At 31.3% G+C, this 25,706-nt stretch carries 30 protein-coding genes; 10 read left to right on the forward strand and 20 right to left on the reverse strand.

Annotation, left to right across the window (positions count from 1 at the left end):
• Positions 1-385: 385 nt before the first annotated feature.
• The 3 genes from LQ686_RS12035 to LQ686_RS12045 all read right to left on the reverse strand — a co-directional run bounded on the left by LQ686_RS12035 (position 386) and on the right by LQ686_RS12045 (position 3,443).
• Entirely contained in the window at positions 386-1,402 is a 1,017-nt protein-coding gene (locus LQ686_RS12035) for a CAP domain-containing protein (protein WP_107566069.1), read from the reverse strand.
• 18 nt (positions 1,403-1,420) lie between these two features.
• On the reverse strand, positions 1,421-2,404 hold the full coding sequence (gene guaC / locus LQ686_RS12040) for a GMP reductase (protein WP_107566070.1): 984 nt from the start codon (positions 2,402-2,404) through the stop codon (positions 1,421-1,423).
• A 91-nt stretch (positions 2,405-2,495) separates the two neighbouring features.
• The gene (locus tag LQ686_RS12045; RefSeq protein WP_107566071.1) at positions 2,496-3,443 is read right to left on the reverse strand and encodes a metal ABC transporter solute-binding protein, Zn/Mn family; all 948 of its coding nucleotides are present in this window, start codon (positions 3,441-3,443) and stop codon (positions 2,496-2,498) included.
• A 160-nt stretch (positions 3,444-3,603) separates the two neighbouring features.
• Here LQ686_RS12045 and rpmG point away from each other — a divergent pair, with 160 nt between their 5' ends.
• Together rpmG and LQ686_RS12055 are read left to right on the forward strand one after the other, a co-directional pair.
• Positions 3,604-3,753, forward strand: a complete 150-nt coding sequence (gene rpmG / locus LQ686_RS12050; RefSeq protein ID WP_049318964.1) for a 50S ribosomal protein L33 — start codon at positions 3,604-3,606, stop codon at positions 3,751-3,753.
• Positions 3,754-3,956: 203 nt separating this feature from the next.
• Complete coding sequence (locus LQ686_RS12055) at positions 3,957-5,399, forward strand: amino acid permease (protein WP_107566072.1); 1,443 nt, start codon at positions 3,957-3,959, stop codon at positions 5,397-5,399.
• A 35-nt stretch (positions 5,400-5,434) separates the two neighbouring features.
• On the opposite strand, the gene LQ686_RS12060 is transcribed toward LQ686_RS12055, so the two are convergent.
• From LQ686_RS12060 to LQ686_RS12070, 3 genes are all read right to left on the reverse strand, one after another.
• Positions 5,435-6,373: an alpha/beta fold hydrolase gene (locus tag LQ686_RS12060; RefSeq protein WP_107566073.1), complete on the reverse strand. Its 939-nt coding sequence runs from the start codon at positions 6,371-6,373 to the stop codon at positions 5,435-5,437.
• A 98-nt stretch (positions 6,374-6,471) separates the two neighbouring features.
• Positions 6,472-7,590 (reverse strand): NADH:flavin oxidoreductase/NADH oxidase family protein, encoded by a 1,119-nt coding sequence (locus LQ686_RS12065; RefSeq protein WP_239733378.1) that lies wholly within the window; start codon positions 7,588-7,590, stop codon positions 6,472-6,474.
• A gap of 44 nt (positions 7,591-7,634) precedes the next feature.
• On the reverse strand, positions 7,635-7,997 hold the full coding sequence (locus LQ686_RS12070) for an ArsR/SmtB family transcription factor (protein WP_103361194.1): 363 nt from the start codon (positions 7,995-7,997) through the stop codon (positions 7,635-7,637).
• 389 nt (positions 7,998-8,386) lie between these two features.
• Here LQ686_RS12070 and LQ686_RS12075 point away from each other — a divergent pair, with 389 nt between their 5' ends.
• Together LQ686_RS12075 and LQ686_RS12080 are read left to right on the forward strand one after the other, a co-directional pair.
• Positions 8,387-8,701 (forward strand): hypothetical protein, encoded by a 315-nt coding sequence (locus LQ686_RS12075; RefSeq protein ID WP_049318968.1) that lies wholly within the window; start codon positions 8,387-8,389, stop codon positions 8,699-8,701.
• Positions 8,702-8,713: 12 nt separating this feature from the next.
• Positions 8,714-10,114, forward strand: coding sequence for a phosphoribosyltransferase domain-containing protein (locus LQ686_RS12080; protein WP_107566041.1), 1,401 nt, complete (start codon positions 8,714-8,716; stop codon positions 10,112-10,114).
• Positions 10,115-10,164: 50 nt separating this feature from the next.
• Here the strand turns inward: LQ686_RS12080 and LQ686_RS12085 are convergent, their stop codons facing one another.
• The 4 genes from LQ686_RS12085 to LQ686_RS12100 all read right to left on the reverse strand — a co-directional run bounded on the left by LQ686_RS12085 (position 10,165) and on the right by LQ686_RS12100 (position 14,290).
• Positions 10,165-10,971, reverse strand: coding sequence for a Cof-type HAD-IIB family hydrolase (locus LQ686_RS12085; protein ID WP_107566040.1), 807 nt, complete (start codon positions 10,969-10,971; stop codon positions 10,165-10,167).
• 67 nt (positions 10,972-11,038) lie between these two features.
• Positions 11,039-11,950: a homoserine kinase gene (gene thrB, locus LQ686_RS12090; RefSeq protein WP_107573145.1), complete on the reverse strand. Its 912-nt coding sequence runs from the start codon at positions 11,948-11,950 to the stop codon at positions 11,039-11,041.
• Entirely contained in the window at positions 11,947-13,011 is a 1,065-nt protein-coding gene (thrC, locus tag LQ686_RS12095) for a threonine synthase (RefSeq protein ID WP_025905878.1), read from the reverse strand. Before thrC ends, thrB begins: the two co-directional genes overlap by 4 nt.
• Position 13,012: 1 nt before the next feature.
• Positions 13,013-14,290: a homoserine dehydrogenase gene (locus tag LQ686_RS12100; RefSeq protein WP_119593936.1), complete on the reverse strand. Its 1,278-nt coding sequence runs from the start codon at positions 14,288-14,290 to the stop codon at positions 13,013-13,015.
• A 197-nt stretch (positions 14,291-14,487) separates the two neighbouring features.
• Between LQ686_RS12100 and LQ686_RS12105 the strand changes: the two genes are divergently transcribed.
• Positions 14,488-15,861 carry an aspartate kinase gene (locus tag LQ686_RS12105; RefSeq protein ID WP_107596899.1) on the forward strand — a complete coding sequence of 458 codons (1,374 nt, stop codon included), beginning with the start codon at positions 14,488-14,490 and terminating at the stop codon, positions 15,859-15,861.
• A gap of 38 nt (positions 15,862-15,899) precedes the next feature.
• Here LQ686_RS12105 and LQ686_RS12110 read toward each other — a convergent pair whose 3' ends face one another.
• The 3 genes from LQ686_RS12110 to LQ686_RS12120 all read right to left on the reverse strand — a co-directional run bounded on the left by LQ686_RS12110 (position 15,900) and on the right by LQ686_RS12120 (position 17,793).
• On the reverse strand, positions 15,900-16,493 hold the full coding sequence (locus LQ686_RS12110; protein ID WP_025905873.1) for a hypothetical protein: 594 nt from the start codon (positions 16,491-16,493) through the stop codon (positions 15,900-15,902).
• Positions 16,494-16,574: 81 nt separating this feature from the next.
• Positions 16,575-16,904 (reverse strand): nucleoside triphosphate pyrophosphohydrolase family protein, encoded by a 330-nt coding sequence (locus LQ686_RS12115; RefSeq protein ID WP_107573144.1) that lies wholly within the window; start codon positions 16,902-16,904, stop codon positions 16,575-16,577.
• A 4-nt stretch (positions 16,905-16,908) separates the two neighbouring features.
• Positions 16,909-17,793, reverse strand: coding sequence for an NAD(P)-dependent oxidoreductase (locus LQ686_RS12120; protein ID WP_119593940.1), 885 nt, complete (start codon positions 17,791-17,793; stop codon positions 16,909-16,911).
• Positions 17,794-18,048: 255 nt separating this feature from the next.
• Between LQ686_RS12120 and LQ686_RS12125 the strand changes: the two genes are divergently transcribed.
• A complete protein-coding gene (locus LQ686_RS12125) occupies positions 18,049-18,849 on the forward strand; it encodes a hypothetical protein (protein ID WP_119475487.1) in 801 nt (266 codons plus the stop codon).
• A 51-nt stretch (positions 18,850-18,900) separates the two neighbouring features.
• On the opposite strand, the gene LQ686_RS12130 is transcribed toward LQ686_RS12125, so the two are convergent.
• Positions 18,901-19,407, reverse strand: a complete 507-nt coding sequence (locus tag LQ686_RS12130; RefSeq protein WP_232339588.1) for an N-acetylmuramoyl-L-alanine amidase — start codon at positions 19,405-19,407, stop codon at positions 18,901-18,903.
• Positions 19,408-19,565: 158 nt separating this feature from the next.
• Between LQ686_RS12130 and LQ686_RS12135 the strand changes: the two genes are divergently transcribed.
• Positions 19,566-20,489, forward strand: a complete 924-nt coding sequence (locus LQ686_RS12135) for a diacylglycerol/lipid kinase family protein (protein ID WP_239733379.1) — start codon at positions 19,566-19,568, stop codon at positions 20,487-20,489.
• 273 nt (positions 20,490-20,762) lie between these two features.
• Here LQ686_RS12135 and LQ686_RS12140 read toward each other — a convergent pair whose 3' ends face one another.
• The 6 genes from LQ686_RS12140 to LQ686_RS12165 all read right to left on the reverse strand — a co-directional run bounded on the left by LQ686_RS12140 (position 20,763) and on the right by LQ686_RS12165 (position 23,343).
• Entirely contained in the window at positions 20,763-20,966 is a 204-nt protein-coding gene (locus LQ686_RS12140) for a TM2 domain-containing protein (RefSeq protein ID WP_025905865.1), read from the reverse strand.
• A gap of 154 nt (positions 20,967-21,120) precedes the next feature.
• Positions 21,121-21,330, reverse strand: coding sequence for a hypothetical protein (locus LQ686_RS12145; RefSeq protein ID WP_037587900.1), 210 nt, complete (start codon positions 21,328-21,330; stop codon positions 21,121-21,123).
• Positions 21,331-21,484: 154 nt separating this feature from the next.
• Positions 21,485-21,649 (reverse strand): hypothetical protein, encoded by a 165-nt coding sequence (locus LQ686_RS12150; RefSeq protein WP_162841924.1) that lies wholly within the window; start codon positions 21,647-21,649, stop codon positions 21,485-21,487.
• Between the two features lie 88 nt (positions 21,650-21,737).
• Complete coding sequence (locus LQ686_RS12155) at positions 21,738-22,106, reverse strand: YbgA family protein (protein ID WP_025905860.1); 369 nt, start codon at positions 22,104-22,106, stop codon at positions 21,738-21,740.
• 4 nt (positions 22,107-22,110) lie between these two features.
• On the reverse strand, positions 22,111-22,584 hold the full coding sequence (locus tag LQ686_RS12160; protein ID WP_025905858.1) for a pyrimidine dimer DNA glycosylase/endonuclease V: 474 nt from the start codon (positions 22,582-22,584) through the stop codon (positions 22,111-22,113).
• An 18-nt stretch (positions 22,585-22,602) separates the two neighbouring features.
• On the reverse strand, positions 22,603-23,343 hold the full coding sequence (locus tag LQ686_RS12165; RefSeq protein WP_239733382.1) for a sulfite exporter TauE/SafE family protein: 741 nt from the start codon (positions 23,341-23,343) through the stop codon (positions 22,603-22,605).
• Between the two features lie 211 nt (positions 23,344-23,554).
• On the opposite strand from LQ686_RS12165, the gene LQ686_RS12170 reads away from it, so the two are divergent.
• The 3 genes from LQ686_RS12170 (at position 23,555) to LQ686_RS12180 (ending at position 25,554) form a co-directional block, all read left to right on the forward strand.
• Positions 23,555-24,001 carry a MepB family protein gene (locus LQ686_RS12170; protein ID WP_025905857.1) on the forward strand — a complete coding sequence of 149 codons (447 nt, stop codon included), beginning with the start codon at positions 23,555-23,557 and terminating at the stop codon, positions 23,999-24,001.
• 103 nt (positions 24,002-24,104) lie between these two features.
• Positions 24,105-24,740: a sugar O-acetyltransferase gene (locus LQ686_RS12175; RefSeq protein ID WP_025905855.1), complete on the forward strand. Its 636-nt coding sequence runs from the start codon at positions 24,105-24,107 to the stop codon at positions 24,738-24,740.
• Between the two features lie 301 nt (positions 24,741-25,041).
• Positions 25,042-25,554 (forward strand): DUF4352 domain-containing protein, encoded by a 513-nt coding sequence (locus LQ686_RS12180; protein ID WP_107573252.1) that lies wholly within the window; start codon positions 25,042-25,044, stop codon positions 25,552-25,554.
• The last annotated feature ends 152 nt before the right edge of the window (positions 25,555-25,706 follow it).

Raw genomic sequence — 25,706 nt, forward strand, 5'->3', positions numbered from 1 at the left:
TGATTCGAAGACTACAGGCTGAGAACATGCCCGCGGAAAGCATGCGCATAAAAAAATGCCGGCAAAGTCTAAGACTTTGTCGACACTCTGAGGAGATGCGAACGCATCTCCTTTTTTCATATTCCCTTTATCGAGTTCTTTCTTTACTTGTCATATATTTATGATACATCTTTTTTATTTAATAATTCTTTAATACGTTCTAAGACATCTAAATCTTTTCGTTTTATTTCTTTATTTTCCATGTAAAACTACCCCTTTATATGTTATTTCACCAATCAAAATTACTAGAAACAACATGTGTTAAACATTTAAGGAAATATGAAATATTGACTTTTCTCGATTTAATTATATCAACGTTGATAAGATAATATCATTTATCTCTTTTCTATTGTTGCGTGATGTAGTTCTCCGTCCAATATGGCTGTAATTCTTCGCCGATATCAACACCTACACCTAATTCTTTATAATCTTTATTTAAAATGTTTTTTCTATGTCCAAGTGAATTCATAAGACCATGATGTGCATATATACTACTGATTTGACCATAAGCCAAGTTTTCCCCAGCAGTAACATAATTAAAACCATCTCGATCTAATCTATCAAATGGAGACATACCTTGTTTGTTATTATGATCAAAATAATCGTTATTCACCATGTCTTGGCTATGCTTTCTTGCAGTTTCACTAACACGCTCATTATAAGCTAATGTAGGTAAACCAAACTGTACACGTTCAGCATTTACAAGATCAAAGTTTTGTAATTCTAAAGCTTTTTTGTATTCATCAGAAGCTGCATGATACTGATTCGTTCGTTTATCTTCAGTTGATGATGCAATCTGCATGATACCTTTAATTTGATTATTTTCATGTTTATCATAAAACACGGTTGTATAGATGTTATCAAATTTGAAAACATCATAATCTTCATCATTTTGTATGAGTTTCACTTTGTCTTTTTCTATTGCTTTTTCAGGTTCTCCAAGTATAGAACGAACTTTATCTTTGTTCATTTTACTTGTAATACCTTTTTTAGAAGTTATAAGGTCTTGGTTCGTATATAAACCAGTTACTTTGTCATGATCATAACTTACCATTACAAATTCATGATAGTCGTTATGATACACATGCCATTTCTCGTTATATTCATTAGCAGTTATACGCTTAGGTTTACCAAGTTTCTTTTCTACTTCGCTCTTTGTTTGATTGATTTGAATATTATTAATCGCAAATTCTTGGTCATCTGGTGTCTTCAGTTCAACTTTCTTAGCTGTTTCTTCGTGTTGTAATCCTTGTTGAACATTCAATACTTTTTGCCCAATTTGTCTAGACAAATCTGATTCTGGGACTGGCTTGATAAGTGTTAAGCATAATAGCAACATAAATAAAAAGAATACTTTTCTCAAGTCGTCACCTCACTTGTTTTAGCCGCGATCACTATCACCATTAAATATTGAATTACGAACAATTACATAGTCTACTTTTGTAATAGAATGTAGATCTTTTCCACCTGCATAAGAAATAGAACTTTGTAAATCTTGTTCGATTTCAATTAACGTATCTTTTAGAGAGCCTTTATGTTCAACAAACATCTTTTTACCCTCTACATTTTTACGTTCACCTTTTTGAAATTCAGATGCACTACCGAAATACTCTTTATATAGTTTACCTTCTAATTCAACTGTTTCACCTGGAGATTCTTCATGTGCAGCAAATAATGAACCAACCATTACCATACTTGCACCGAATCTAATAGATTTAGCAATATCACCGTTCGTTCTAATACCACCGTCAGCGATCATTGGTTTTCTAGCAGCTTTGCTACAAGCGTTAATTGCAGCTAATTGCCATCCACCAGTACCAAATCCAGTTTTAATTTTAGTAATACATACTCTACCTGGTCCGATACCAACTTTTGTTGCGTCAGCACCCGCATTTTCAAGTTCACGAACACCCTCAGGCGTACCAACATTACCTGCAATTACAAATGTTTCAGGAATATGTTGTTTAATATGTTTAATCATTCTTATAACTTGCTCAGAGTGACCGTGTGCAATATCTATTGTTATATATTCAGGAACAAGCCCTTCATTAGAAAGTTGTTCTATAAAAGTATATTCATTGTCTTTAACACCTACAGAAATTGAGGCGAAGAAGTTTTGGCTTTGCATTTTTTTGATAAATGGAATACGTCCTTCTTCATCAAAACGATGCATGATATAAAAATAATCATTACTAGCAAACCATTCAGCTAGTTCTTCATTCATGACTGTTTGCATATTTGCAGGTACTACTGGTAATTTAAATGTCTTTGGACCAAATTTTACAGTAGTATCACATTCAGAACGGCTTTCTACTATACATTTATTTGGTATTAACTGTACATCTTCATAATCAAAAATTTTCATATCAATAACCTCTTTCACAACTATTAATAATAATCCATTAGTTACTATACATGGTTAAGTAGTAAAAGTAAACGAAATAATACTATAAATGTTATTTATTTAGAGCTTTATCAAGAGTTTTGATATTTTCTTCCATTAAAGACTGATATGAAATATTTTTTTGTTTGGCTTCATCTTTAGTTAATACTTCTAAATTATGAAATTTTAGCGGTTTACTTTTCGTATCTTTCTTTATAATATCTGTCATTTTTGAACTAACATTTTGCTCATATAAAATATATGGTGATTTCGAGTTGTTAATATCTTTAATAATTTCTAGAATTTCTTTTTGAGTTGGTTCTTCATTATTCATGCCTGTGACACCTTTTTGTTTAAAGTGATATCTGTTAGCTAAATACCCTAGAGAATCATGAGAAATAAATACAGTATCTCTTTTTGTATCTTTCGTAACGTTTTGTAAACTTTCATCAATCTCGTTTATATCTTTAATGAGATTTTGATAATTTTTTTGATAATATTCTTTATGATCAGGATCCTTTTGTACGAGTTTATCTTTAATAGATTTAGCCGCTTCTTTATTAACAATTGGATCCAACCAAATATGTGGATCGTTAGCACTTTCTTCGTCTTCGTGCTCATGTTCATGCTCTTCTTCTTCACCATGTTCATGATGATGTTCTAAAATATGACTTTCTTTCAAATTAGCAACCGCTTCTAATTTGTGATCATCACTTTTAATAGTAGAACTAATTTTTTTAGCTACTGGATCTAATTCATTTGAAGAATATATAAACAAATCACTTTTAGCAATATTAAGCATTTCTTTTTGTGTTGGTTCATAATTATGTAAATCCGTGCCGCTCGGGTAAATAGAATTTGCATCTACATATTTTCCACCAATTTGTTTAGCAAAGCTTTCATAAGGAAAGTTAGTTGCATAAATTTTGATTTTGTCATTTGATGATGTTTGGTTGTTACAACCTGAAAGTATAAGTGCCATCGTTAATAAAGCACCAACTATAATATATATTTTTTTCATATTTTAACTCCTACGTTATTATTTGTTTTAATTATAACAATATACGCTTTTACACATCATATCGCAATTATATAATACACATATTTTTGCATTGAAAACTCATTTATATTATGCTAAAATTATAAAACGTAACGATTACTGAATAGAAAGGCTGATGAACATGCGTGTCAATATCACGTTAGCATGTACTGAATGTGGCGACAGAAATTATATTACAACTAAAAACAAACGTACAAATCCTGAACGTATTGAAATGAAAAAATACTGTCCAAGATTAGGTCGTCACACTTTACACCGCGAAACTAAATAATTTCTTATTCTATAAGAAAATATACGACAAAGAAGTCAATTCATACATTTGAAATGACTTCTATTTTTATATACTGTTACTTTATGGCTTTAAAGCATTTATGTGTTAAAAGTTTTTGTTGCTTATTTACTGAAATACTAATAAAATAATATGTATATTTTATTTACAGATAAATTGTACAATTAGAAAGCAAGGTGAATTATATGGAAGAAATGAAACGAGGATTAAAGACTAGGCACATATCAATGATCGCCATTGGTGGTTCGATTGGTACTGGTTTATTTATGGCCAGTGGTGCAGTCATCACTCAAGCAGGACCTGGCGGCGCACTTATAGCTTATTCAATCATTGGTGTTATGCTCTACTTTTTAATGACAGCTATAGGTGAACTTGCAACATTTTATCCAGTTTCTGGTTCATTTAGTGCTTACTCAAGTAGATTTATTGATCCATCAGCAGGATTTACTGTTGGTTGGCTATATTGGGTAATTTGGGCACTGGTAACAAGCGTGGATATATTAACTGCAGCAAAAATTATTACATACTGGGATATATTCCAAAATATTAACCCGTTTGTATGGAGCATTATTTTCTTAGTTATTCTATTCTTACTCAATGCATTTACTGTTAAAGCATTTGGTGAAGCTGAATATTGGTTAAGTTTTATTAAAGTCGCAACTATTATAATCTTCTTAATAGTTGGTGTACTTGTGATATTTGGAATCTTAGGCGGTAATGAACCACTTGGACTATCAAACTTCACTTATAAAGAAGCACCATTCGTAAATGGTATTTCTGGTTTCTTAGGTGTACTACTTGTTGCTGGATTTAGCTTCGGTGGTACAGAAGTAGTAGCCGTAACAGCTGGTGAATCTGAAAATCCTAAAGAATCCATGCCAAAAGCAATTAGACAAGTATTCTGGAGAATTTTATTATTTTATATTTTAGCAATCGCTGTGATTGCAGCAATTATTCCATATACTGATCCATTGTTATTAAATAAATCAAACACTGTAACACAAAGTCCGTTTACAATCGTATTTGATAGAGTTGGTATAGCATTCGCTGCTTCAATAATTAATGCAGTTATTTTAACAGCACTCATTTCAGCTGGTAACTCAGGCTTATATGCTACAAGTAGATTACTTTACTCACTTGCACAACATAAGCAAGCACCTAAGTTTATCAATAACTTAAATAGAAACAATATGCCATTCGTTTCATTATGTGTCACAATCGTATTAATATTCGTTTCTATCGTATATGCAACGATTAATGCAGATGGTTATTATAGATTATTGAATATGTTAGGCGCACTTGTTACTTTAGTTTGGTTAATGAGTATAATCAGTCATATCCGATTAAGAATGGCCATTAAGAAACAAGGCAAATCAGCAACAGATACACTTGAATATAAAGCACCTTTATATCCATTAGGTCCAATTATCGTAATCGCTGTTATAGCATTCTTATTAATCGGTCAATCATTTGATAGCATTATGACATTGAACTTCCCAGTATTAATCGAATCATTCTTACCGATTATATTAGGTTTCGTAGTATACTTTATTCATAAATTCACAACGAAATCAAAAATTATCAAACTAGAAGACATTGATTTAACAAAACACCAATATAAGAAATAATTTTTAAAAGCGCCACTCAAGTAGATTGAGTGGCGTTATTTATATTTTTTTATAAAATTATCAATAGCTTCTACTAACTCATCTAATGCAGGTTGTTCTACAGGATAGTGACCTCCATTTTGTAAATCTATAATCTCGTGTTCGACTTTTTTTAATTCGGATAAAAATGGAACACTCAAATATTTTGGTGTCCATCGGTCTAAGCTTGGTTGTGTTAATAACACGGGACAAGTATCGAACATTTCAGGTTCCACTTCTGGTTTATAATTACCATATGAATCTAAGAAAGTCATTGTTGCTAAATTTCCCGCAGACGACTTATCATCTAACATTATTTTTAGTATTGTATCATTGTTAACTAAAGTGTACATCTTAGAAGCTATTTTCATAGGAATTCTTATAAATCCAAGACCGATTTTTCTCATTAATCCTGCAGCTGGGATACCTATCCTGCTCATTAAAATATCATGAGCAGTCGCATCTCTTATCATTTGTTTACGCTGATCTAAAAATGTCATACCAATAATACCCTTAACTTTTTTATTTTTGGCAGCAACATGAAATGTTTCCATACCACCAGCACTTAACCCATATAAAAAGATAGGGCGTGTATCTTTTTTACTTTCTTCATCTATATAATCAGAAGCTAAATTTACCCAATCATCATAAGTGACAATCTCTCCCTTTTTAACCTGGGTCATGCCATATGTTGGCATATCAATTGCTATTGTCTCATAATTTTTCTTTGCTAATGGCCCTCCTGCTATTAAAGACAGTTGTCTACCATTAGTGCCAACACCATGTAATAAAATTATTTTGACATCTGCGTTTTCATTTCTAAACGTGTCCAAATGTACATGATGTCCTTTCCAATCCCACCACTCTTCATTCGGCTCATATTCTTCTGTAAAATGAAATTTTTCAGGTAATTTAGATTCAATTTTTTTCCATGCAATTTGATGTTTATAATTCATAATTATTCACTCTTTTTAAAATTATTAAATTTAACGTCTTTTAGTAAAGGAAATTATCCCATTTTTCTTAAAACTTATCCATAAAGCTCTCCATATATTCAATTTAAGATTAGGATTTTTCCATGTGCCATTAAATAAAATTGAGCCTCATACCAACTAAGTTCTATCATTGACCCTAATTTTTTATCTATAAATTTAACGTTAGTTGTAATTCTTGGTAAGTCCGGTGTTATATATGTCCCATTTATTATTTGGTTTGGTAAATCAGGATTAATTACTAAAGGTTTAGCAATACCTACCATATCAATCGAACCACTATTAATTGCAGCCTCCATACCCTCAGCCGATCGAAAACCACCAGTTACAACAATTGGTGTATTCACTAATTTTCTCGCTTTATCTGCATAATCTAAAAAATAAGCTTCACGTTTTTTGGTACTCTCACGGATATTACTTCCTTCAAACATAACAGGATTTTCATAATTACCCCCTGAAATTTCGATTAAATCAATTCCAGCTTTATCGATAGCTTTTAGAACTTTCATTGAGTCTTCTTCTGTAAACCCACCACGTTGAAAATCTGCAGAATTTAACTTAACAGCAATAGGAAATTGTTCACCTGTACGACGTCTTATTTCATGATAAACTTCCATTAAAAAACGCATACGATTTTCAAGGCTACCTCCCCATGCATCATTTCGTTTGTTGTGGTAAGGTGATAAAAATTGATTAATAAGATAACCATGTGCGGCATGAATTTGTACACCAGTAAAGCCTGCTTTTTTTGCAATATATGCTGTGTTTCCAAAACGCTTTATAATTTCTAAAATTTCATCATGCTTTAATGCGCGTGGGTGATTAAAAACATTCGACAAATTTCCTCCTACAGGAATTGAACTAGGGGCTACTGGTTCTTTAGATAAATTTTTAGGTGACTGTTTACCTGGATGATTAATCTGCATCCACAAATGATTATTGTTTTGAGTTCCCACTTTTGCACAATTTTTCAACAAAGTTATATCTCTTTCATCTTCTATAACAATGTTTCCTGGTTCGCCTAATGCATTACGATCTACCATAACGTTACCGGTCATCAGTATGCCCGATCCACCATTAGACCAACGACTGTATAAATTCACTATATTTTTTGTTGGACTATTGTATCGATTACCTAATGTTTCACTCATTGATGCTTTATAAAAACGATTTTTAGACATAAAATTTTTCGTTTCTAATTTTGTTTCTAGTTTTTTTCATCATATTAAAACTCACTTTCCTTTTTTGGAATATGATAACTCTCAATATATTGATTCATATGATTAATCATTACTTGTAATGATTTAATACTAGTATTTTCAGGGTTAATATAATAAAAATTTTTTGTACCTATTTTTTCTACAGTTACAATATTGGCTTCTTTTAAGATTTTTAAATGATACGATACTGAGGGGCGAGATAAGTGGGTTTTCTTAGTAATTTCTCCGACTCGCATCCCTTCATTACATCCTACTTCAATCAGAGCTAACACAATTGATTGACGTGTTTCATCACCAATTGCTACAAGTATGCTCTGGCATTCTTGAAACTCATCCGCTAATTTCTTTAACTCTTCAGTATTTTTCAAGATTTTCCTCCCATCTGTTTAATAAATTAAACGATTGAATGTTTACACTTTAACATAATAATGCTCTGAAATTTCATTGAGAAAGAAAGTCTAGACCAATGCGAATTATATTACTATGACCGTCCTTAGTTACAATTCCACCGACTTTTGTTACTATGGCTCCCCTTAGTTACAATTCCACCGACTTTTGTTACTATGACGCCCCTTAGTTACACTTTCACCGACTTTTGTAACGATAAACCCCTACTCAAAATATCATTACCTTAATCCCGTACTCAATAGTTCAAAACGTTTATAAAAATTTGCTAACTATAATCTACTTTTTCATATTGCAATATATATAGTATAATAAATATTAATGATAATTTTAGAATAAAGAAGGTGTAAATATGACAGGTCAAACTAATTTATTTGATGATGTTATGGAACAAGATGAACGTTTTGTCATTGTTGTTCAAAGTATTTATGACACACATGCTCAACTCGTTAAGAAAACACTTAGAGAATATACAAGTTTAACTCGGGAACAGATGCAATCATTATTTAATCATCTTAAAGATTTATATTTAAATGAACCATTCGAAGAGAATCAAGCATTTTTTGATATTACTGTTTATACGAACCAAGACTATGCAGCGGACCAAATTTATGCGCATATTAAGAGAAAGAAATTCAGCCATGAATGGACGCATACAAGTAAATAAAGGAGTAATCACATGTCCCAAGTAAGTAAAGTTTTTCCTTTAGATAATGAACAGCAAGTTGAAGTAAAAGTTAAAGAAAATAGATTTGATTTTGAAATAGATGAAATGCTCGCAATTACACAAGAAGAACATTCAGAATTTCCATTTATACCTGTATCTCCTTGTTTAGGATATTCTAGAGGGTTATATCCAGAGCATCCTTTACTCGTTGGTTTATTGTTAGGATTCTTATACCATGAGTCTTTAACAGGCGAAACGGATGAACGCATTCAAACAATTGCTAAAGCTATTAATAGCAAAAATCGCAGTAAAATGATTCAAGCTTTAAATATGGTTGAATCGAATAAACTTGGTCACTATCCACCAACGAGATTTCTAGGTTTAAGTGAACGTGCTGTCAATTTAGGACAATCGATTTTTAGTTTATTTGATGATGATGTGATGTTCTTAGCTTCTACACGAGATAAGATTATTTCTCATCCACCATTATTAGACCATAGCGATATTGTTGACCCTCAAGAACGTTTATTTTTCTATACGAAAGATAAAGACTTCTTTGATAATGATGAACGTGTCGCAATCATTGATAATCATTTATTAAATGGTAATTCTGTACTAAATCTCATTAAAAAGATTTATGATAAATGTCCTGAAAGAGAAACATTTACTGTATTAACACCTATTGATTTAAGATCTCAAAGTGTTAGAGAAGCATTTTCAAGTTTGGAAAAATCTTTAAATATTAAAATCAATATCATTTCACTCATGTCATTTGATGTAGAAATCACAGATATTGAGCATGAAACGAAAGATTTAATTCAAAATGAACTACTAGATAATCAAAAACATGAGACGAAAGTTCAATATTACTCTTTAAGAAATGTCATCAATGATCATTTCATTGTAAAAGCTCAAAATATGCTGCGTGATGGTACGATTCACGATAATCCATACTTTATTTCAACAGGTAGATTTACTTTAAATGGTAAAGAACAACAAGTATCTGAAGACCTGTTTCAACGTATGGGAGAATTATTGAATGACTTTTTAGATGATTCACCTAAATTCGTCATTGGTATAGGAGAATTCATGTACGTTCCACTTCAAATTGCTCGTTATTTACCTGGTAAAGAAATACGTGTACAAGGTACAACACGCTTTAATTTCGATTCTAGTACATTAAGACATTCAAATAAAAAGATTAGTTTCATGTCGCCTTTAGAAAGAACAATCACACATTATTTATATAATTTAGAGATTGATCAATACGAACAAATCATCGTATTTGTTGAAAGACTAAGACACAAAACTGAAATAGATGATATTGTACAACAATTAAAAATACTTGGGGCAAAATCAATTCTCGTAATTGAAATGACTTCAATTGCATTTAATGAAGATCGTCACGAATAATAAAAAGCAACTCAAATCTTAAATTTCTTAAGGTTTGAGCTGCTTTATTTTTATGCTTTTAATATTTTTTCTAGCGCTGTTACGATACCATCATGGTCATGGTCGTCTGTAACGACATCTGCAATACCTTTAATCGTATCGTTCGCATTTCCCATAGCAACACCAACTGCTGCTCTTTCTAACATATCAGAATCATTTAAACTATCACCAAAAGCTATCACTTCTGAGAAATCCGCTTCAATTTGATCAAACAACCTTTGCAACGATTTCCCTTTAGATACTTCTCTATTCATAAATTCTAAAAAGTACGGTTTACTTATAGTTGACGATACATGGTCATTAAATTTGCCATTCAACGCCTGATTTGCGCTTGCAATGTTTTCCTCGAAATCGACACCCATAATTTTTGGAACGTCACCTGTTATAGCTTCTTTAATATCATTAACTTTATTCATTGGAAGTCCAGTCAATTCACTTTCAATGTTCATATAATCATGTGTTGTATCATGAATTATTTGGTCATTTAAATACGTTAAATAAAAGAAATGATGACTTCTACAATAATCAATAATATCGTGAGCATCTTTTTGACTAATTGTTTGATTAAATACGATACTTTGATCTTCTGCCTTGATAACAAAAGCACCATTATAACTTACGATATAGCCACCATAGCTTTTTAAATCAAGTGCTTCTGCATGTTTAATCATACCTGCAGTTGGGCGCCCTGAAGCGAGTATTAACTTCATGCCTTCTTTTTGTTTTTCCATTAAGTATTGATATGTCACTTCACTTATTTCATTCTTTGAAGTTAAAAGTGTATCATCCATATCCATTACGATGTATTTATATGTCATGTTTATCTCCTTAAATATAATAATGCTTATATTCTATCATACATAGAATATAAGCATCTCATTTTAATTATAAGTTTATAATTTTTTGGCTAATACCATATCGATTAATGGTTACCAATTCTGATTCGCAATCTTCAAATTCGTCTTGTAAGTCTCTCACAAGCTTACCACTCAATTCTTTTTTGACAAGCGTTAATACAGTTGGACCAGCACCACTAATGACTGTCGCATACGCACCATGTTCTAAAGCTAATGCTTTAATATGTTCAAAATCAGGGATCAAATGTTGACGATAAGGTTCATGAAAACCATCTTTCATCATCATTTTTCCAGCTAATTCATAATTATGTTGAATCAACGCACTAATCATTGTATTGCTAATCGCACTATATTTAACGGCATCTTTTAAAGATAATGTTTCTGGTAATACTTTACGTGCTTTCTCTGTTGATAGCTCATAAGCTGGTATTGTAGCAATTACATCGACTTTTGGTATATCAATATATGAGACATCCGTATGTTTAGCTTCTGGATCATATACGCCTAAGACTAAACCTCCATAAATTGTTGGTGCAACATTATCTGGATGTCCCTCAATTTCAGTTGCAAGTTGTAGCAACTCATATTTAGACAGCTTTAAATTTGCAAAATAATTAGCAAGAAATAAACCTGTTACGAGCGCAGATGCTGAACTACCTAACCCTCTCGCAAGTGGAATATCGCTATACATTTTTAAATTTAATGCAGGCATTTCTTTAGAAAATTTCTCTGTAGCAGTTTGTGCAATTTTAGTAATATAATGGTCTTCATTATCAGGTAAACCTTGAAGATGAGGTCCAATATGCTCAAAATGCCATTTACCATCTTCGGAAAGATGTGCTTCTACTTCTAAATATTTATCTAGAGCCATTCCGATTGAGTCGAAACCAACCCCAAGGTTAGCAGTTGAGGCTGGTACTTTAAGCTTTAATTTCTTCATTGTAAAGCACGCTCAATATAATCAATAATTGCTTGTTCGTCATTTTCTAAAGGTGTAATTGGCGAATCAAGTAAATCGATCGCAGTATCAGGATCTTTCAATCCATTACCTGTTAAAATTGCGACAACAGTTTGATTTGGCTCTAATTTACCTTGTTCATGCAATTTCAACAAACCTGCAATTGAAGCGTTACTCGCTGGCTCACTGAAGACGCCCTCTTTACTTGTCATAAGTTTGTATGCTTTAAGGATTTCTTCATCTGTCACACTATCAATTAATCCGTTTGACTCATCACGTGCTGCTTCAGCTAATTTCCAACTTGCAGGATTTCCAATTCTAATTGCAGTCGCTACTGTCTCTGGATTTGTGACAACTTTACCTTGTACGATTGGAGACGCACCTTCCGCCTGGAAACCACACATAACAGGTAAACCTGATTGATTTAATTGATGATATTCTTTGAAACCTTTCCAATATGCTGTGATATTTCCAGCATTTCCTACTGGTATCGCAAATAAGTCTGGCGCTTTACCATCTAATTGTTCAACAATTTCAAACGCACCCGTCTTCTGACCTTCAATTCTATAAGGGTTTACAGAGTTTACAAGTGCTATTTCACCTTTTTCTGCTACTTTTTTAACGATATTTAATGCTTCATCAAAATTCCCTTTAATTGATACAATTTCAGCACCGTACATAACTGCTTGTGCTAATTTACCAAGTGCTATTTTACCTTCAGGAATAACAACAATAGCTTTTAAACCTGCTCTTGCAGCATAAGCGGCAGCTGAAGCTGATGTATTACCAGTAGAAGCACATATTACAATCTTTTTACCTTCTTCTTTCGCTTTTGCGACTGCCATTACCATACCTCTATCTTTAAAAGAACCTGTAGGGTTAAGACCTTCAAATTTAGCAAATAAATTAATGTTCAATTTATCTGATAAATAAGGTAAATGAATTAATGGTGTATTACCTTCATTTAAAGTCAGTTGAGGTGTTCCTTCGTTTACTGGTAAATATTCTTTATAATTATGAATTAATCCTTGCCATCTGCCCATACTAATTATCTCCTTCAATTGGATAATATTTCAAAATATTAATGCCATTTTCTTTTAATTGATCAACTGGTAATTCATCAATACCTCTGATGACAATACCATACGTATTTTCAGTACGTTGTTCTACTTTAACACTTCTATGAAATTCGATTGTCGCTTTAATGTCATCTCTTAAGACATCTTCATCTTTGTCACTTTCAACAATGATAAAATGACTATTTTTCAGTGGGAATTTAACCACTTCATCTTCAACAATTTCTTTCGTTCGTTCTGTTTTAAGTTCAAAGTGAGGCGGTAACGTATGTAAATCTGATTCAAATTGTAATGAAACGTTTAATAAATCAGATACAACAGCACTACCAGTAGCTAAACTACCTGCACCTTTACCGTAAAACATTGTGTCTCCAACAGCATCACCAATAACATATATAGCATTATATTCATCTTCTACATGTGCCATTTGATGACTGTTTGGTAATAATGTTGGTTTAACACTTGATATAACTCGGCCATTCTCATATTTACCTTGACCAATTAATTTAATTTTATAGCCTAATTTTTCTGCTACTTTAATGTCTTCTATTTCAACATCAGAAATACCAACTCTTTCAACATCATTTAACGAAATGACTCTATTAAATGATAAATAGCTCGTAATTACGACTTTACGAGCTGCGTCAATTCCTTCAACATCGTCAGTTGGATCCGCTTCTGCATATCCTAAATCTGTTGCAAGCTGTAATGCTTCATCATATGATTTTCCTTCACGCGTCATTTGACTAAGAATAAAGTTAGATGTGCCATTAAAGATACCCATAAATTGATTAATATTATTGGCATTTAAACCATTATTAATCGCATTCACAATCGGAATACCACCTGCTACACTCGCTTCATATTTAAGCGCAACTTTATTTTTCTCAGCTAAATCTTCTAAATCTCTTAAATGTACGGCTAATAAATCTTTATTTGCAGTAATAACGTGTATACCTTTAGAAAGAAATGCTTTCAACCATTCTACTGTTGGTTCGATACCACCCATTACTTCAACAACGATATCCAATTCATCGTCTTCTAAAATTTCGTTAATATTTTCAGTTAAATGATAGCTAGAAGTATTAATTGAACGTTTCTTGTTAACAGAACTCACAAGAATATGTTTAATATGTATAGATTTCCCAATCGTGTCTTCTATTTGCTTTTTATTTTCTTCAACAATCTTTACGACACCTGTTCCAACAGTGCCAAGACCTAATACTGCTACATTTAATACTTTCATTTCCTCACTCACCTTAAATATATTGTTCTTTTTAAAAATACAAATGTCTACTTGAAATAGACTCAAGTTTATTATAGTATAAATTCATTAAAGTTTTTTGTAAAGTTTGAATAATTAGAATTAATAGTAATATTATCATTATTTCTCGCTTTGTAAAGAGCTACAATTATATTACCCCCAGTAAAAGGACTGATAAAATGAAAGTTTCAAAATTTGGCGGAAGTTCCGTCGCTAACAGTGAGCAAATTAAAAAAGTCGTTAACATCATTAACTCTGATGATGAAAGAAAAATTGTAGTCGTATCTGCACCTGGAAAAAGATTTAAAGAAGACATCAAAACAACAGATTTGCTTATACGCTTATATGAAAAAGTCATTAATCAATTAGATTATTCAAACAAACTCAGCCAAATTGTTGGTCGCTATGAAGAAATTGTGACTGAATTGAACATGGATCGTTCTATTTTAGATGAAATTAAAAACCACTTATTAAATTTGATAAACGTGTATCATGATAAACCCGAATGCTTACTAGACGGTTTAAAAAGTTGTGGAGAAGATTTCAATGCGCAGCTTATCGCACAATATAATAGTCAATTAGGTTTCCCTACACGTTACTTATCGCCCAAAGATGCAGGCATCATCGTTACAGATGAACCAGGTAACGCAATGATATTAGAATCGTCATATGAGAAGATTTATAAATTACGTGAATATGATGAGAAATTAATCATTCCTGGATTCTTTGGTTATTCTGAAAATGGTGATATCGTGACTTTCCCAAGGGGTGGATCTGACATTACAGGTGCTATTTTAGCGAGAGGTATTAAAGCAAGCTTGTATGAGAACTTTACGGATGTGTCAGGTATCTTTAGAGCAAATCCAACAGTCGTATCTCAACCTGAAGTAATTCCAGAAATCACATATAGAGAAATGCGTGAATTATCATATGCCGGATTTGGCGTATTTCATGACGAGGCACTAGAGCCACTTTATAAAGATCGCATTCCAGTGGTCATCAAGAATACAAACAGACCAACTGATAAAGGAACATATATTGTGAGTGAACGTAACATCTCTAACTTATCTCATATCGTTTCTGGCGTAAGTTGTGATAAAGGTTTTACAATTATCAACGTCAAAAAGTACTTAATGAATAGAGAAGTTGGATTTACACGTAAAGTACTTAGTATCTTAGAAGAAGAAAACATTTCAATCGAACATATCCCATCTGGTATCGATAGCATTAGTATTATTATGAGATCGACTCAAATTAAAGGAAAAGAAGAAAGAGTTTTAAATAAAATACGCGAAAATATTCCTGTAGACGAGTTAACAATTGATTATGATTTAGCTATTTTAATGATTGTAGGAGAAGGCATGAATAAAGCAGTTGGAACAGCTGCTGGAGCAACTGCAGCACTTAGTAAGAGAAATGTTAACTTAAATATGATTAACCAAGGTTCATCTGAAATTTCTATGATGTTTGGTATTGATGAGCAATATTCTGATATAGCCGTTCAAGCGATTTATGACGAATACTTCGCAAATAAAACAACTCAACTCGCATAATAACAAAAAGAAGCCGACGATTTAATCGTTGGCTTCTTTTATGTATCTGATAAAATAATCTGATTGAGTTTATCTTTTCCAATTACTTTTCTAAGCATAAAGAATTGATAATAACTTAAATGTTGAATTAACTTTTGATATTTATAAATATCATCTTGTCTCAGCTCATGATATAGCTTATACATCATTTGAATTTCCGGTCGCAAATACTTCACATCATGTTCTAAACTATGAAAATATATTTTGTAATCTTCCACTTCTATATTGTGATCATGACTAAATTGCCATTTCTCATCTTTCGTTTCATATATATAAACTTTAAGAATTTTACATTCGCTCTTCTTATTATAAATATAATATTTCTTATAATCTCCAAGTTCTTCAACAGTAATTTCTTTTAGTTCATTCAATGGTGTCTCTACTACTATTTGATAATGGCGTTCTAAAAAGTAGTTTGCTAAATCAAGCTCTTCTTCTCTACTTACTGTTATGCTCATGATTTCCTTAGTGTGTGTATATTCGTTCAAAAATAAATCAATCGCACTTTGTCCACAAACAATATATTGAAATGGATAGTCAGACATTAACTGTTTTAGTTCATCTATAGATAAATATTGTTCGTTTCCTTCCAATATAGCTACCTCCTACGTAAGCGTTTTCACTCCTTTTCATTCTAACAGTTTTGTCATTATTATCCAATAGATAATTGTTTATTATTCTTTACGATTTAGTGAATCTTCTTTTGAAAATCCATTTGGATATCTATTTTGAAGTTTTTCAATATTTAACTGACCAATTTCATCCAGATCTACATCAAGAGCAGAAGCGCAACATGCGATATACCATAGTACATCTCCTAGTTCTTTCTTTAATGCTTCTTTATCCAATTCATGTCCATGAAATACGTATTTCTTAACAATATCTGCAACTTCTCCAGATTCTCCTGTTAATCCTAATGCGCCATTAATCAAGCTTTTATCTGGATCTTTTTTTACATCAGACATTGTTCTTAATGCAAGATTTTGATATTCATTTAAATCCATTGTTTTACCCCTTTTTAATATGATCTTTTAATAATTGAATAACAGATTGTGTGCCATTATCTTCAAAACCTGCTTCACTTAATGCATCATATACTTCTTTAGCTTTTAATAATCCAGGCATATATAAGCCACTTTTTTCACTTTCTTCTATCGCAATTCTCATATCTTTAATGAAATGTTTAACATAAAATCCTGGAGCATAGTCTCCTTTGACCATTCTTGGTCCTAAATTGGATAATGACCAACTACCCGCTGCACCATGTTCAATAGAACTGAACACTTTATCAATATCTAATCCCGCTTCTTCAGCATATATAATGGATTCTGCTACTCCTAACATACCTGCAGCTATTGCAATTTGATTAGCAAGTTTCGTATGTTGACCATTGCCACTTTTACCTTGATAGACAACATTTTGTCCAATAACATTGAAAATATCTTCAACTTGATTAAATACTTCTTCGTCTCCACCGACCATAATCGTTAATGTCGCATTTTTAGCACCAACATCACCACCAGATACAGGTGCATCTAAACTGTAAATATTTTTAGTTTTTGCTTCATTATAAATCTTCTCAGCAAGAGTAGGACTTGAAGTCGTCATATCTATAATAGTTGTGCCTTCTTTAGCATGGTTTATAATGCCACTTTCATCTAAATAAATAGATTCGACATCTTTAGGATAACCAACGATAGATATAATCACATCACTTGATTTAGATAAATCTGCTATCGTGTCACACCAAGTCGCGCCAATTTCTACTAATTCATCCGTTTTAGATTTCGTTCTATTATAAACATTTACTTCATAGCCTTCATTAATTAAGTGTGTTGCCATAGATTTACCCATAACACCTGTACCTACAAAACCGATTGTTTTTTTAGTCATTTGAATTCCTCCTGCATATTCTAATCTTATAAACATTATACAGATTTATCAGAAAAATCTAAACAAACTCACATAGTCTTTTAGATTAAATTAATGATTATAAAAATGGTATTTTTACTTTTTTAAATAGTGTTATTAAAGCGGAATAAAAAGTTTAAAAAAATTATAATAAATTTTGTTTGAGATTAATATTTAGTGGTATTGAATTATTGTTGATACATAAGTGTCAAACAAAAAAAGAAATGGGGTTTATATATGAAGAAATTTATAATCTTGTTACTATCTTCATTTTTATTCTTAGCAGCATGCGGTAACGATGATAGTGACGGCAGCAAAGATGATTCATCTGCAAATAAAGATTCTTCGAAATCTGATGATACATCTAAATCAAAAGATAGTGAGTCTGATAAAGATTCAGATAAAAAATCTGATGATAAATCTGACAGTAAATCAGACAGCAGTAAGAACTCTGATAGTAGTTCTGATGATGTCGCTTCAGGCGATTCTGCTAGTTCAAATTCAGATAGTAATAACTCCGATGATAACGGGTCTAGTGACTCTAATTCAAATGACACTAATGGCTCAGATGATAGTAGTGGCACAGATGGTAATAGTTCTTCAAACTCTGACTCAAGCAATTCAAATGCTAATAGTGACGATAACGCAAATAACAATAACTCAGCTAATTCTGATGGATCAAACAATGGTGCTAATAGCAACGCTGACCAAAATAGCAATGGCGCTTCAAATGCTGATAATTCAGAAGCTAATGACGCTAATAACGCAGCTAGCAATGATGCTAACAATGCTGCAAGTAATAGTCAGTCGAATTCAGCACTTGGTGCAGAACAAGCTCAACAAATTTACAATGAAACTGGACAAAATCCTTACTTAAATTCTATTAATGCAGATTGGAGACAAAAATATGAAGGCGGATTAACAAATCCTGAAAAAGCTTCATTAACTGCATTAGAAAAAGGAACATACAATGGTCCTGAACAACCTGAACTATTCTATAATGCATTAGTTCAAATACAACAACAATATGCACAATAATAAAAAAAGCGTGGGATTTAAATCAAATGATTTTATATCCACACGCTTTTTTTAATTCAACATATATTGTTTAATTTGTTCTATAAAATAATCTTTCATTTCATTAATAATCCACTCATCCGGCATGCCATCTATTGTCGTCTTCCAATTTGTATGAATTTCTAATGAACGATGTGGACATTCAGTATCACTAAACTCCAAATGTAATCGAACCGTATCTCGATTAGGTGTTAAATTATAATCAATCATATCTGAAGCGATTGCTCTTAACGTTTCTTGCTCATTTAATAAAAATTCTTCATCTGTACTCGAGAGAGATTCTAATACTTCATACCCTAAATATTGTTCATTACCTATAGGGTTAGCGGTATGCCAGGCAATACGCTCAGTATCAATCGCTTGCCATTGGTGATTTCTATCGATGTAATAATGCGCGATACCTTGTACATATCTTTCTTCAGGTGCGTTTATTAATACTTCACGCCATTCATTAGCATTTAATTCACTTGCATCGTTATGGATCACAACACCTAGTAAAGGTTGCTTTCTTTTTTCCATTTCATAATGGATATAATCATTTTGTGAAGCGATAATAATCCTCCCCTTTTCAATGCTTTTATTTATTTTAACACATTAAAATATTTTATTTAAAATTGTTTATCAATCGTCATACATGGTATTGTAATAAAAGGTACAATACAGGAGGTATCACGATTATGACACAACATTTTCATAGAGGGATTTTATTTTACCACGAAGCTGCTGGGCAAGGTAATATATACAAAGAACTCGGACAAGTTACAGAAAATTTAACACAGCTTTGTGATGAATTAACAATAAAATTAAGTAAAGAAGAAGGACAAATTCGTTCTTATTGTAAAACATTAGCTGCCAATACAAATGAACATGCTTATGATGTTATTTTTATACTGGGCGGCGATGGAACATTAAACGAATTAATAAATGGTGTCGTAGAAAACAATCTCAAAATACCAATAGGCGTCTTACCTGGTGGAACATTCAATGATTTCACGAAGACTTTAAATATATCTCAAAAACCAATGCAAGCTTCTCAAGATTTATTAGCGAGTCAAATTAAGTCATTTGATGTAATAGATGTCAATGGTACATATGCCCTTAACTTTGCGGGTATTGGATTGATGGTACAAAACGCTGAAAATGTTGAATCCAATCAAAAAGAATTATTAGGTAAATTCAGTTATATTTTTTCTACAATCAAAACGGTAGCTAACCCAGAAATTTATAAATATGAATTAACAGCTGATAACGAAACTTATTCAGGTGAAACTTCAATGATTTTGATTGCGAATGGCCAACATGTAGGTGGTAGTAGAATTCCTTTAGAAGATTTATCACCTAATGACGGGAAAATGAATATATTTATTTTCGATAAACAAAATTTCAGTATCATCAATGACTTCTTTAAAGTAAAAGATAGCATGAATTGGAATGAGATTAGTGATAGTATCCAACATATATCATGTGAATCAGCAACGTTATCTACTGATCCATCAGCCAAATTAGATATAGATGGTGAAATTCTGTTCGAAACACCTGTTGAAATAAAAATTTTACGTGACCAAGTTAAATTGCTATATGTAGATTTGAATAATGGATAAATAAAATAGACTGAGACATTACATTATGTACCAGTCTCTTTTATTTGGAAAAATCAATGTAAACATGATGTTCTATGTTGCTTGTTTGGGGAGTCTTGCAATATTCAGCCTCCCAACATTGCTTGTCACGCCTCACTTGCAATATTCATCACTTCCTATTTTTAAAAATATGAAAAGAGTCTAGAACATTTCTGTTCCAGACTCTTTTTTCGAAAAATTATTTATTATGATATCTAGGGTTTTAAAAACTTAATAAAAGCATGTCACAACATACTATGCTTGAATATTACCATGTTCATCAGATGGTCTAAACAATGCGAATATAGCACTGAAGAATGCGATAACATGTGGAATCCCTGTCCAACAGAATGCTAAGTGTAATAGTCCAACAACTGGTTTTTGTGCATAAAATTTATGAACGCCAAAGTTTCCTAATAACACAGCTAATGCGATATAAATCCATTTATTTACGAGCATAATATCCCTCCTTCAACTATAAATATCATTATAGTCTCTATATACATATATTACCCAAATATAAACGAACAAAATCAGAGATAGTATGACAATTTTGTCACTTATCAATAAAAAAAGCTGTCTCAAGGTTTAAACTTGATGACAGCTAAATGCATTAGTTCCCTAAATAGTCATTAAAATCAGCAATAAATTGTTCTTTGTTCTGTGCTGAAGGATATTGTAATCCACCTAAAATAATAGATTGGCTACTTATTGTAATAAAGTCATAATCAATGGAATGTCTCAAAAATATATTTTTTGCTTCTTCTTGATTGTATTTATTCTCTAAATTCTCAAATACGATAATCTTTTTATCAAAAAACATAACTGCCTCCAAAAAACTTAATATATAAATACTACAAAACTATATTAAGTGAATCTAGAGGGAATTGATGTAAATGATTATTAATATTATATAATTACATATATTTTATAGATTTACAGAACAAATTTAAATGTTTTTAAATGATTATGATTGATTATGAATTTTTGATAAACTCTTTCTCTAAATGATCCATCATGTTTTGGGCTTTTTTTAATCCTGGAGATTCGTTTTCTTCTTCCATTTGTTCGAGTTCCACTATATTGAATTGCACTTCTTTTTTTAAAGTGTCCCACATTTTTTGATATACACGTTCTTCCATTATATTCAGCCTCCTTGAAAATCTACTTTCTATATAATATTTACCCTATTCATGGTTACACAATCATCATTAAACTTAGATAGGTAAATCAATTTAAAATAGTAGATTCTAATAAATACTTTTGATTATATTTCACAGCAAGCTTGTATATAAATGTAATTAAACATTGGTATTGAATTTCATTTTCTTGATATTGTGATTTATATTTCAAATATTGGTTACGTTCTTCTTCAGTAGCAATTTTCTTAAAATACCCCCACATATGATCATAAGTGTTGATGATTGAACCTTTAGTCGGAACTATGGCTTTTGCATCATCAATTTTACTTTGTAAATCGTCATATGTGATATCTCCCTTTAAAGATTCTCTTATATCTAAATATGACTTTTGACTATGCATCATAACATTATATTTTTCATGTCTCCATAACTTTTCAATATCTGCTCTCTTACTCATGATATCACCTACTTACATTACACCGAGGTGCAATTTTATCTGCTGTCCATTTCATAAATAATAATTTTTCATATTCTAAATAAGCTTCGTCACTCATTAATTTCGTTTCACCATAAACAAATATAGGTGGTAATTTTTCAGTAGAAAATGCACCATCTTTAATACCAGTATCAATCAAATTACCCATATTTGAAATTTGATGTTCAAAGTCTTTTGACCTTTTCCCACCTCTTCTTCTATGTTCTTTATCCATGGCTAATAATAAGTGATATGTGTCAGCTAAATACGGATAGCCATCATTAAAAACATGCTTCACGATAGGATGACTTAAATAACGTGTATTGCCATCAATATATTCGAGCTTAGCTATACAAACATTAATAATTTGATAAAGTTCTAATACTTGTTTAGAAAGACGTCGGTTATCTAGAAATTTTGCGCTTATTTCATGATTCTCATGAACTCTAAAAATTTGCATTGCGTAATTCCTCTCTCATTATTTAACAATCATGATGATTCCGAAACAAATCAACAACATATAAATATATTTAATTAAAGCACGTTGATCAATTTTATTATTGATGATATGACCCAGCCATAATGTTAGGATGAGAAGCGGTAAAATGGCCAATAATAAATACCAAAGTGAGATTGACCAAAATCCTGAAACACCGTGACTAAAGACAATAAAACAACTTGTAATAAAAAAATGTACTTGTGAAATGTTTTTTAAATCTGTAACATGCCATTTTTTCAATGTTCCATATATAATAATCGGTACACCGTGACTATTATATGCACTACCTAAAACACCCGAAACAACACCTGCAATATAATCATAAAACTTTGGAATATTCAATTTAACTTGGTATATATTCTTATAATAATTAATAAGATTAATAGCACCGTACAATAATATAAATACCCCTAAAAATTTAATAATCACATCTTCATTCGCCCATTTAACAATTACAATCCCAATAGGCGTCCCAATAATAGAACCCATTAATAAACGTTTAATAATAGACCAATCAAGATTGCCACGACTTCTTATAAACACAGGTAAAGCCACTAATAATCCAACAATTGCCACCACAGAAATAGACAATTTAAAATCTAAATTTAATAAAGCAAGTAATGGCATTGTGACCAAAGCCTCACCAAAACCAAACACAATTCTTACCATAGCCCCTAACAGAATTGAAAAAATAACAAGTGTCCAAATTGTAATATCCATAGAATCCCCTTTAATATGTTTATAAAATAAAAACACTTTCTAAACATTAGAAAGTGTCAAAATCTCATTAATATTCAACTACTATTATACCCTTTTTAAGTACTTAAAAAGGGTATAAAAACAATGGAATACTAGAATATTTCAACATCGAATGTAATAGGACAATCTTTGTTATAATCAATTATGAAAAGTCATATAAGGAGGTTTGCAATTGTTTGAGTCAACTGAATTAATAAAAAGCTATTTTAATGATGAACCCATTGAATACTACAAACTTGAAGAACTTAATATTAAATATGAAGCTTGTAGTTTTCAAATTCAAGATATTACTTATAGAAGTAGACGTGCTAAAAAGACTGCCAATAAAAAAGGTTATTTTGTCGTATTTTGGGTTAAAGATCATAATAATCAAAACAGACCTTATACATATTCAGAAACACCAGATAAACTCATCATAGCTATACTAGATGATAATAAAAAAGGGCTGTTTATTTTTCCTAAAGATATTCTACTTAAGCAGAAAATCATAAGTAATCTCGAAGTAAAAGGAAAAATGGCAATGAGAGTTTACCCACCATGGGAAAATCATTTAAATAAGACTGCGAGTCAAACTCAAAATTGGCAAAAAGAATTTTTCATAGATTTATCTAACTTATAGCAATAAATGTAATGAATCAAATAACATCATTAACCTCTTAACTTGTATATACAAGTTCAACAAGATATAATATGCTCATATACATATAAAGGGGAATTATGATATGCAGAATGATTTTGATTATATGCAAATGCTTAAAGGTGAACTATACTTAGCGCACGATATCCATGAATCTAATGGTTCAAAACAAGGAAAAATGCTAGCAGATAAAATTAATCATACACCTATTGAAAATAGTGATGAAATTATTAAATTAGAAAAAGAACTTTTTGGTAAGACAGGAGAAAATATATACTTACATCCACCACTCTATGTTGATTACGGTAGACATATTAATATCGGTGAGAACTTTTATGCAAATATGGACTGTATATTTTTAGATGTCAATCGTATCAATATTGGTGATAATGTTATGTTCGGTCCAAGAGTGAGTTTATATACAGCAGGTCATCCTATTGATCCAACAATTCGAAATGAACAATTAGAATTTGGTCATGAAATTAATATTGGAAATAATGTATGGATTGGTGGAAATGCAATCGTATTACCAGGCGTTTCGGTAGGAGAAAACTCTGTAATCGCATCAGGAGCAGTCGTAACAAATGACGTGCCACCCAATACAGTCGTAGGTGGAAATCCAGCAAAAGTCATTAAGCAAATCACAAGTTCTGATTATGACAAATGGCATCAATTGAAATTAGAATATTACGAGAAAAAACGACAATCAGTAGAAAAATGATAATCAAAAAAAGATCATCTCTCTGTAGGTGGTCTTTTTTTGATTTAGATCTCAAATCTCTTAATTCTGCTATTGATATGTTTAAGCGTTGTTTTTTTATCCCATATTGTCAAAAAATAACAAAAATAAAACTTATATATGATATTAAATACATCAGTATGTATTAATATAATAACTTTTGAAAGGAGTAATTTATATGCAAGATAGTAAACCTAATAATAAAAAGAGGTTACTTTGGGGATGCTTCGGCTGTCTATGAGTTATTGTTATTTTAGGAGTTTTATTAGGAGCATGTACTGTTATGATTGGAGGTAGTAATTCTAATCAATCTTCAAGTTCAACAAGCTCTATAGATAAAAGTTCATCGGAGAAAAATCAAAAAGATGAAAAGACATTTAAAATCGGCGATAAAGTAAAAACTGATGATTTAGATTATACAGTTAAGTCTGTAAATAACTCCAAAACTGTTGGAAATAGCTTTGTCCCTCATGAAGCTAAAGGTACATACCTTATTGTTGAAATTACTGTTAAAAACAATGGTAATGATCCTGTTACTTTAGACAGTAATATGTTTAAATTAAAAATCGGCGACAAGACTCTTGAACCAGATTCAGAAGGTTCTTTATCAGCAAATCAAGGGGAAGATGGCAGCATCAAAAATGATTTTATTTTCGAAAAATTAAATCCTGACAGCGAAATGACAGGTAAAATAGCATTTGATGTATCTGAGGATTTAATAAATAAAGGTAATAAAATATTGCAAGTACAAAATAATTTATTAGGAACTTCTAAATCAGAAATTAATTTAAATTAACTACAAAGGCTTTGTCAAATTAAGTGTGTAAGTTATTCAAGATACTTAATAACTTACACACTTAATTTGATCATGTAAAAGAAGCTGGTTCATAACCATAGACCAGTTTGGAATGTAACCAGTGGACCATTTCTTTTGAAGTTCTTTCGTTC

This window comes from Mammaliicoccus sp. J-M41, from assembly GCF_022385935.1.
Taxonomy (GTDB): domain Bacteria; phylum Bacillota; class Bacilli; order Staphylococcales; family Staphylococcaceae; genus Mammaliicoccus; species Mammaliicoccus sciuri_A.

What these genes read in the sequence shown, in the direction of transcription:
- guaC (WP_107566070.1), bottom strand. Translation starts at nt 2,404, where the DNA reads ATGAAAATTTTTGATTATGAAGATGTACAGTTAATACCAAATAAATGT.
- LQ686_RS12045 (WP_107566071.1), bottom strand. Translation starts at nt 3,443, where the DNA reads ATGAAAAAAATATATATTATAGTTGGTGCTTTATTAACGATGGCACTT.
- rpmG (WP_049318964.1), top strand. Translation starts at nt 3,604, where the DNA reads ATGCGTGTCAATATCACGTTAGCATGTACTGAATGTGGCGACAGAAAT.
- LQ686_RS12055 (WP_107566072.1), top strand. Translation starts at nt 3,957, where the DNA reads ATGGAAGAAATGAAACGAGGATTAAAGACTAGGCACATATCAATGATC.
- LQ686_RS12060 (WP_107566073.1), bottom strand. Translation starts at nt 6,373, where the DNA reads ATGAATTATAAACATCAAATTGCATGGAAAAAAATTGAATCTAAATTA.
- LQ686_RS12065 (WP_239733378.1), bottom strand. Translation starts at nt 7,590, where the DNA reads ATGTCTAAAAATCGTTTTTATAAAGCATCAATGAGTGAAACATTAGGT.
- LQ686_RS12075 (WP_049318968.1), top strand. Translation starts at nt 8,387, where the DNA reads ATGACAGGTCAAACTAATTTATTTGATGATGTTATGGAACAAGATGAA.
- LQ686_RS12080 (WP_107566041.1), top strand. Translation starts at nt 8,714, where the DNA reads ATGTCCCAAGTAAGTAAAGTTTTTCCTTTAGATAATGAACAGCAAGTT.
- LQ686_RS12085 (WP_107566040.1), bottom strand. Translation starts at nt 10,971, where the DNA reads ATGACATATAAATACATCGTAATGGATATGGATGATACACTTTTAACT.
- thrB (WP_107573145.1), bottom strand. Translation starts at nt 11,950, where the DNA reads ATGAAGAAATTAAAGCTTAAAGTACCAGCCTCAACTGCTAACCTTGGG.
- thrC (WP_025905878.1), bottom strand. Translation starts at nt 13,011, where the DNA reads ATGGGCAGATGGCAAGGATTAATTCATAATTATAAAGAATATTTACCA.
- LQ686_RS12100 (WP_119593936.1), bottom strand. Translation starts at nt 14,290, where the DNA reads ATGAAAGTATTAAATGTAGCAGTATTAGGTCTTGGCACTGTTGGAACA.
- LQ686_RS12105 (WP_107596899.1), top strand. Translation starts at nt 14,488, where the DNA reads ATGAAAGTTTCAAAATTTGGCGGAAGTTCCGTCGCTAACAGTGAGCAA.
- LQ686_RS12115 (WP_107573144.1), bottom strand. Translation starts at nt 16,904, where the DNA reads ATGGATTTAAATGAATATCAAAATCTTGCATTAAGAACAATGTCTGAT.
- LQ686_RS12120 (WP_119593940.1), bottom strand. Translation starts at nt 17,793, where the DNA reads ATGACTAAAAAAACAATCGGTTTTGTAGGTACAGGTGTTATGGGTAAA.
- LQ686_RS12125 (WP_119475487.1), top strand. Translation starts at nt 18,049, where the DNA reads ATGAAGAAATTTATAATCTTGTTACTATCTTCATTTTTATTCTTAGCA.
- LQ686_RS12130 (WP_232339588.1), bottom strand. Translation starts at nt 19,407, where the DNA reads ATGGAAAAAAGAAAGCAACCTTTACTAGGTGTTGTGATCCATAACGAT.
- LQ686_RS12135 (WP_239733379.1), top strand. Translation starts at nt 19,566, where the DNA reads ATGACACAACATTTTCATAGAGGGATTTTATTTTACCACGAAGCTGCT.
- LQ686_RS12140 (WP_025905865.1), bottom strand. Translation starts at nt 20,966, where the DNA reads ATGCTCGTAAATAAATGGATTTATATCGCATTAGCTGTGTTATTAGGA.
- LQ686_RS12145 (WP_037587900.1), bottom strand. Translation starts at nt 21,330, where the DNA reads ATGTTTTTTGATAAAAAGATTATCGTATTTGAGAATTTAGAGAATAAA.
- LQ686_RS12150 (WP_162841924.1), bottom strand. Translation starts at nt 21,649, where the DNA reads ATGGAAGAACGTGTATATCAAAAAATGTGGGACACTTTAAAAAAAGAA.
- LQ686_RS12155 (WP_025905860.1), bottom strand. Translation starts at nt 22,106, where the DNA reads ATGAGTAAGAGAGCAGATATTGAAAAGTTATGGAGACATGAAAAATAT.
- LQ686_RS12160 (WP_025905858.1), bottom strand. Translation starts at nt 22,584, where the DNA reads ATGCAAATTTTTAGAGTTCATGAGAATCATGAAATAAGCGCAAAATTT.
- LQ686_RS12165 (WP_239733382.1), bottom strand. Translation starts at nt 23,343, where the DNA reads ATGGATATTACAATTTGGACACTTGTTATTTTTTCAATTCTGTTAGGG.
- LQ686_RS12175 (WP_025905855.1), top strand. Translation starts at nt 24,105, where the DNA reads ATGCAGAATGATTTTGATTATATGCAAATGCTTAAAGGTGAACTATAC.
- LQ686_RS12180 (WP_107573252.1), top strand. Translation starts at nt 25,042, where the DNA reads ATGATTGGAGGTAGTAATTCTAATCAATCTTCAAGTTCAACAAGCTCT.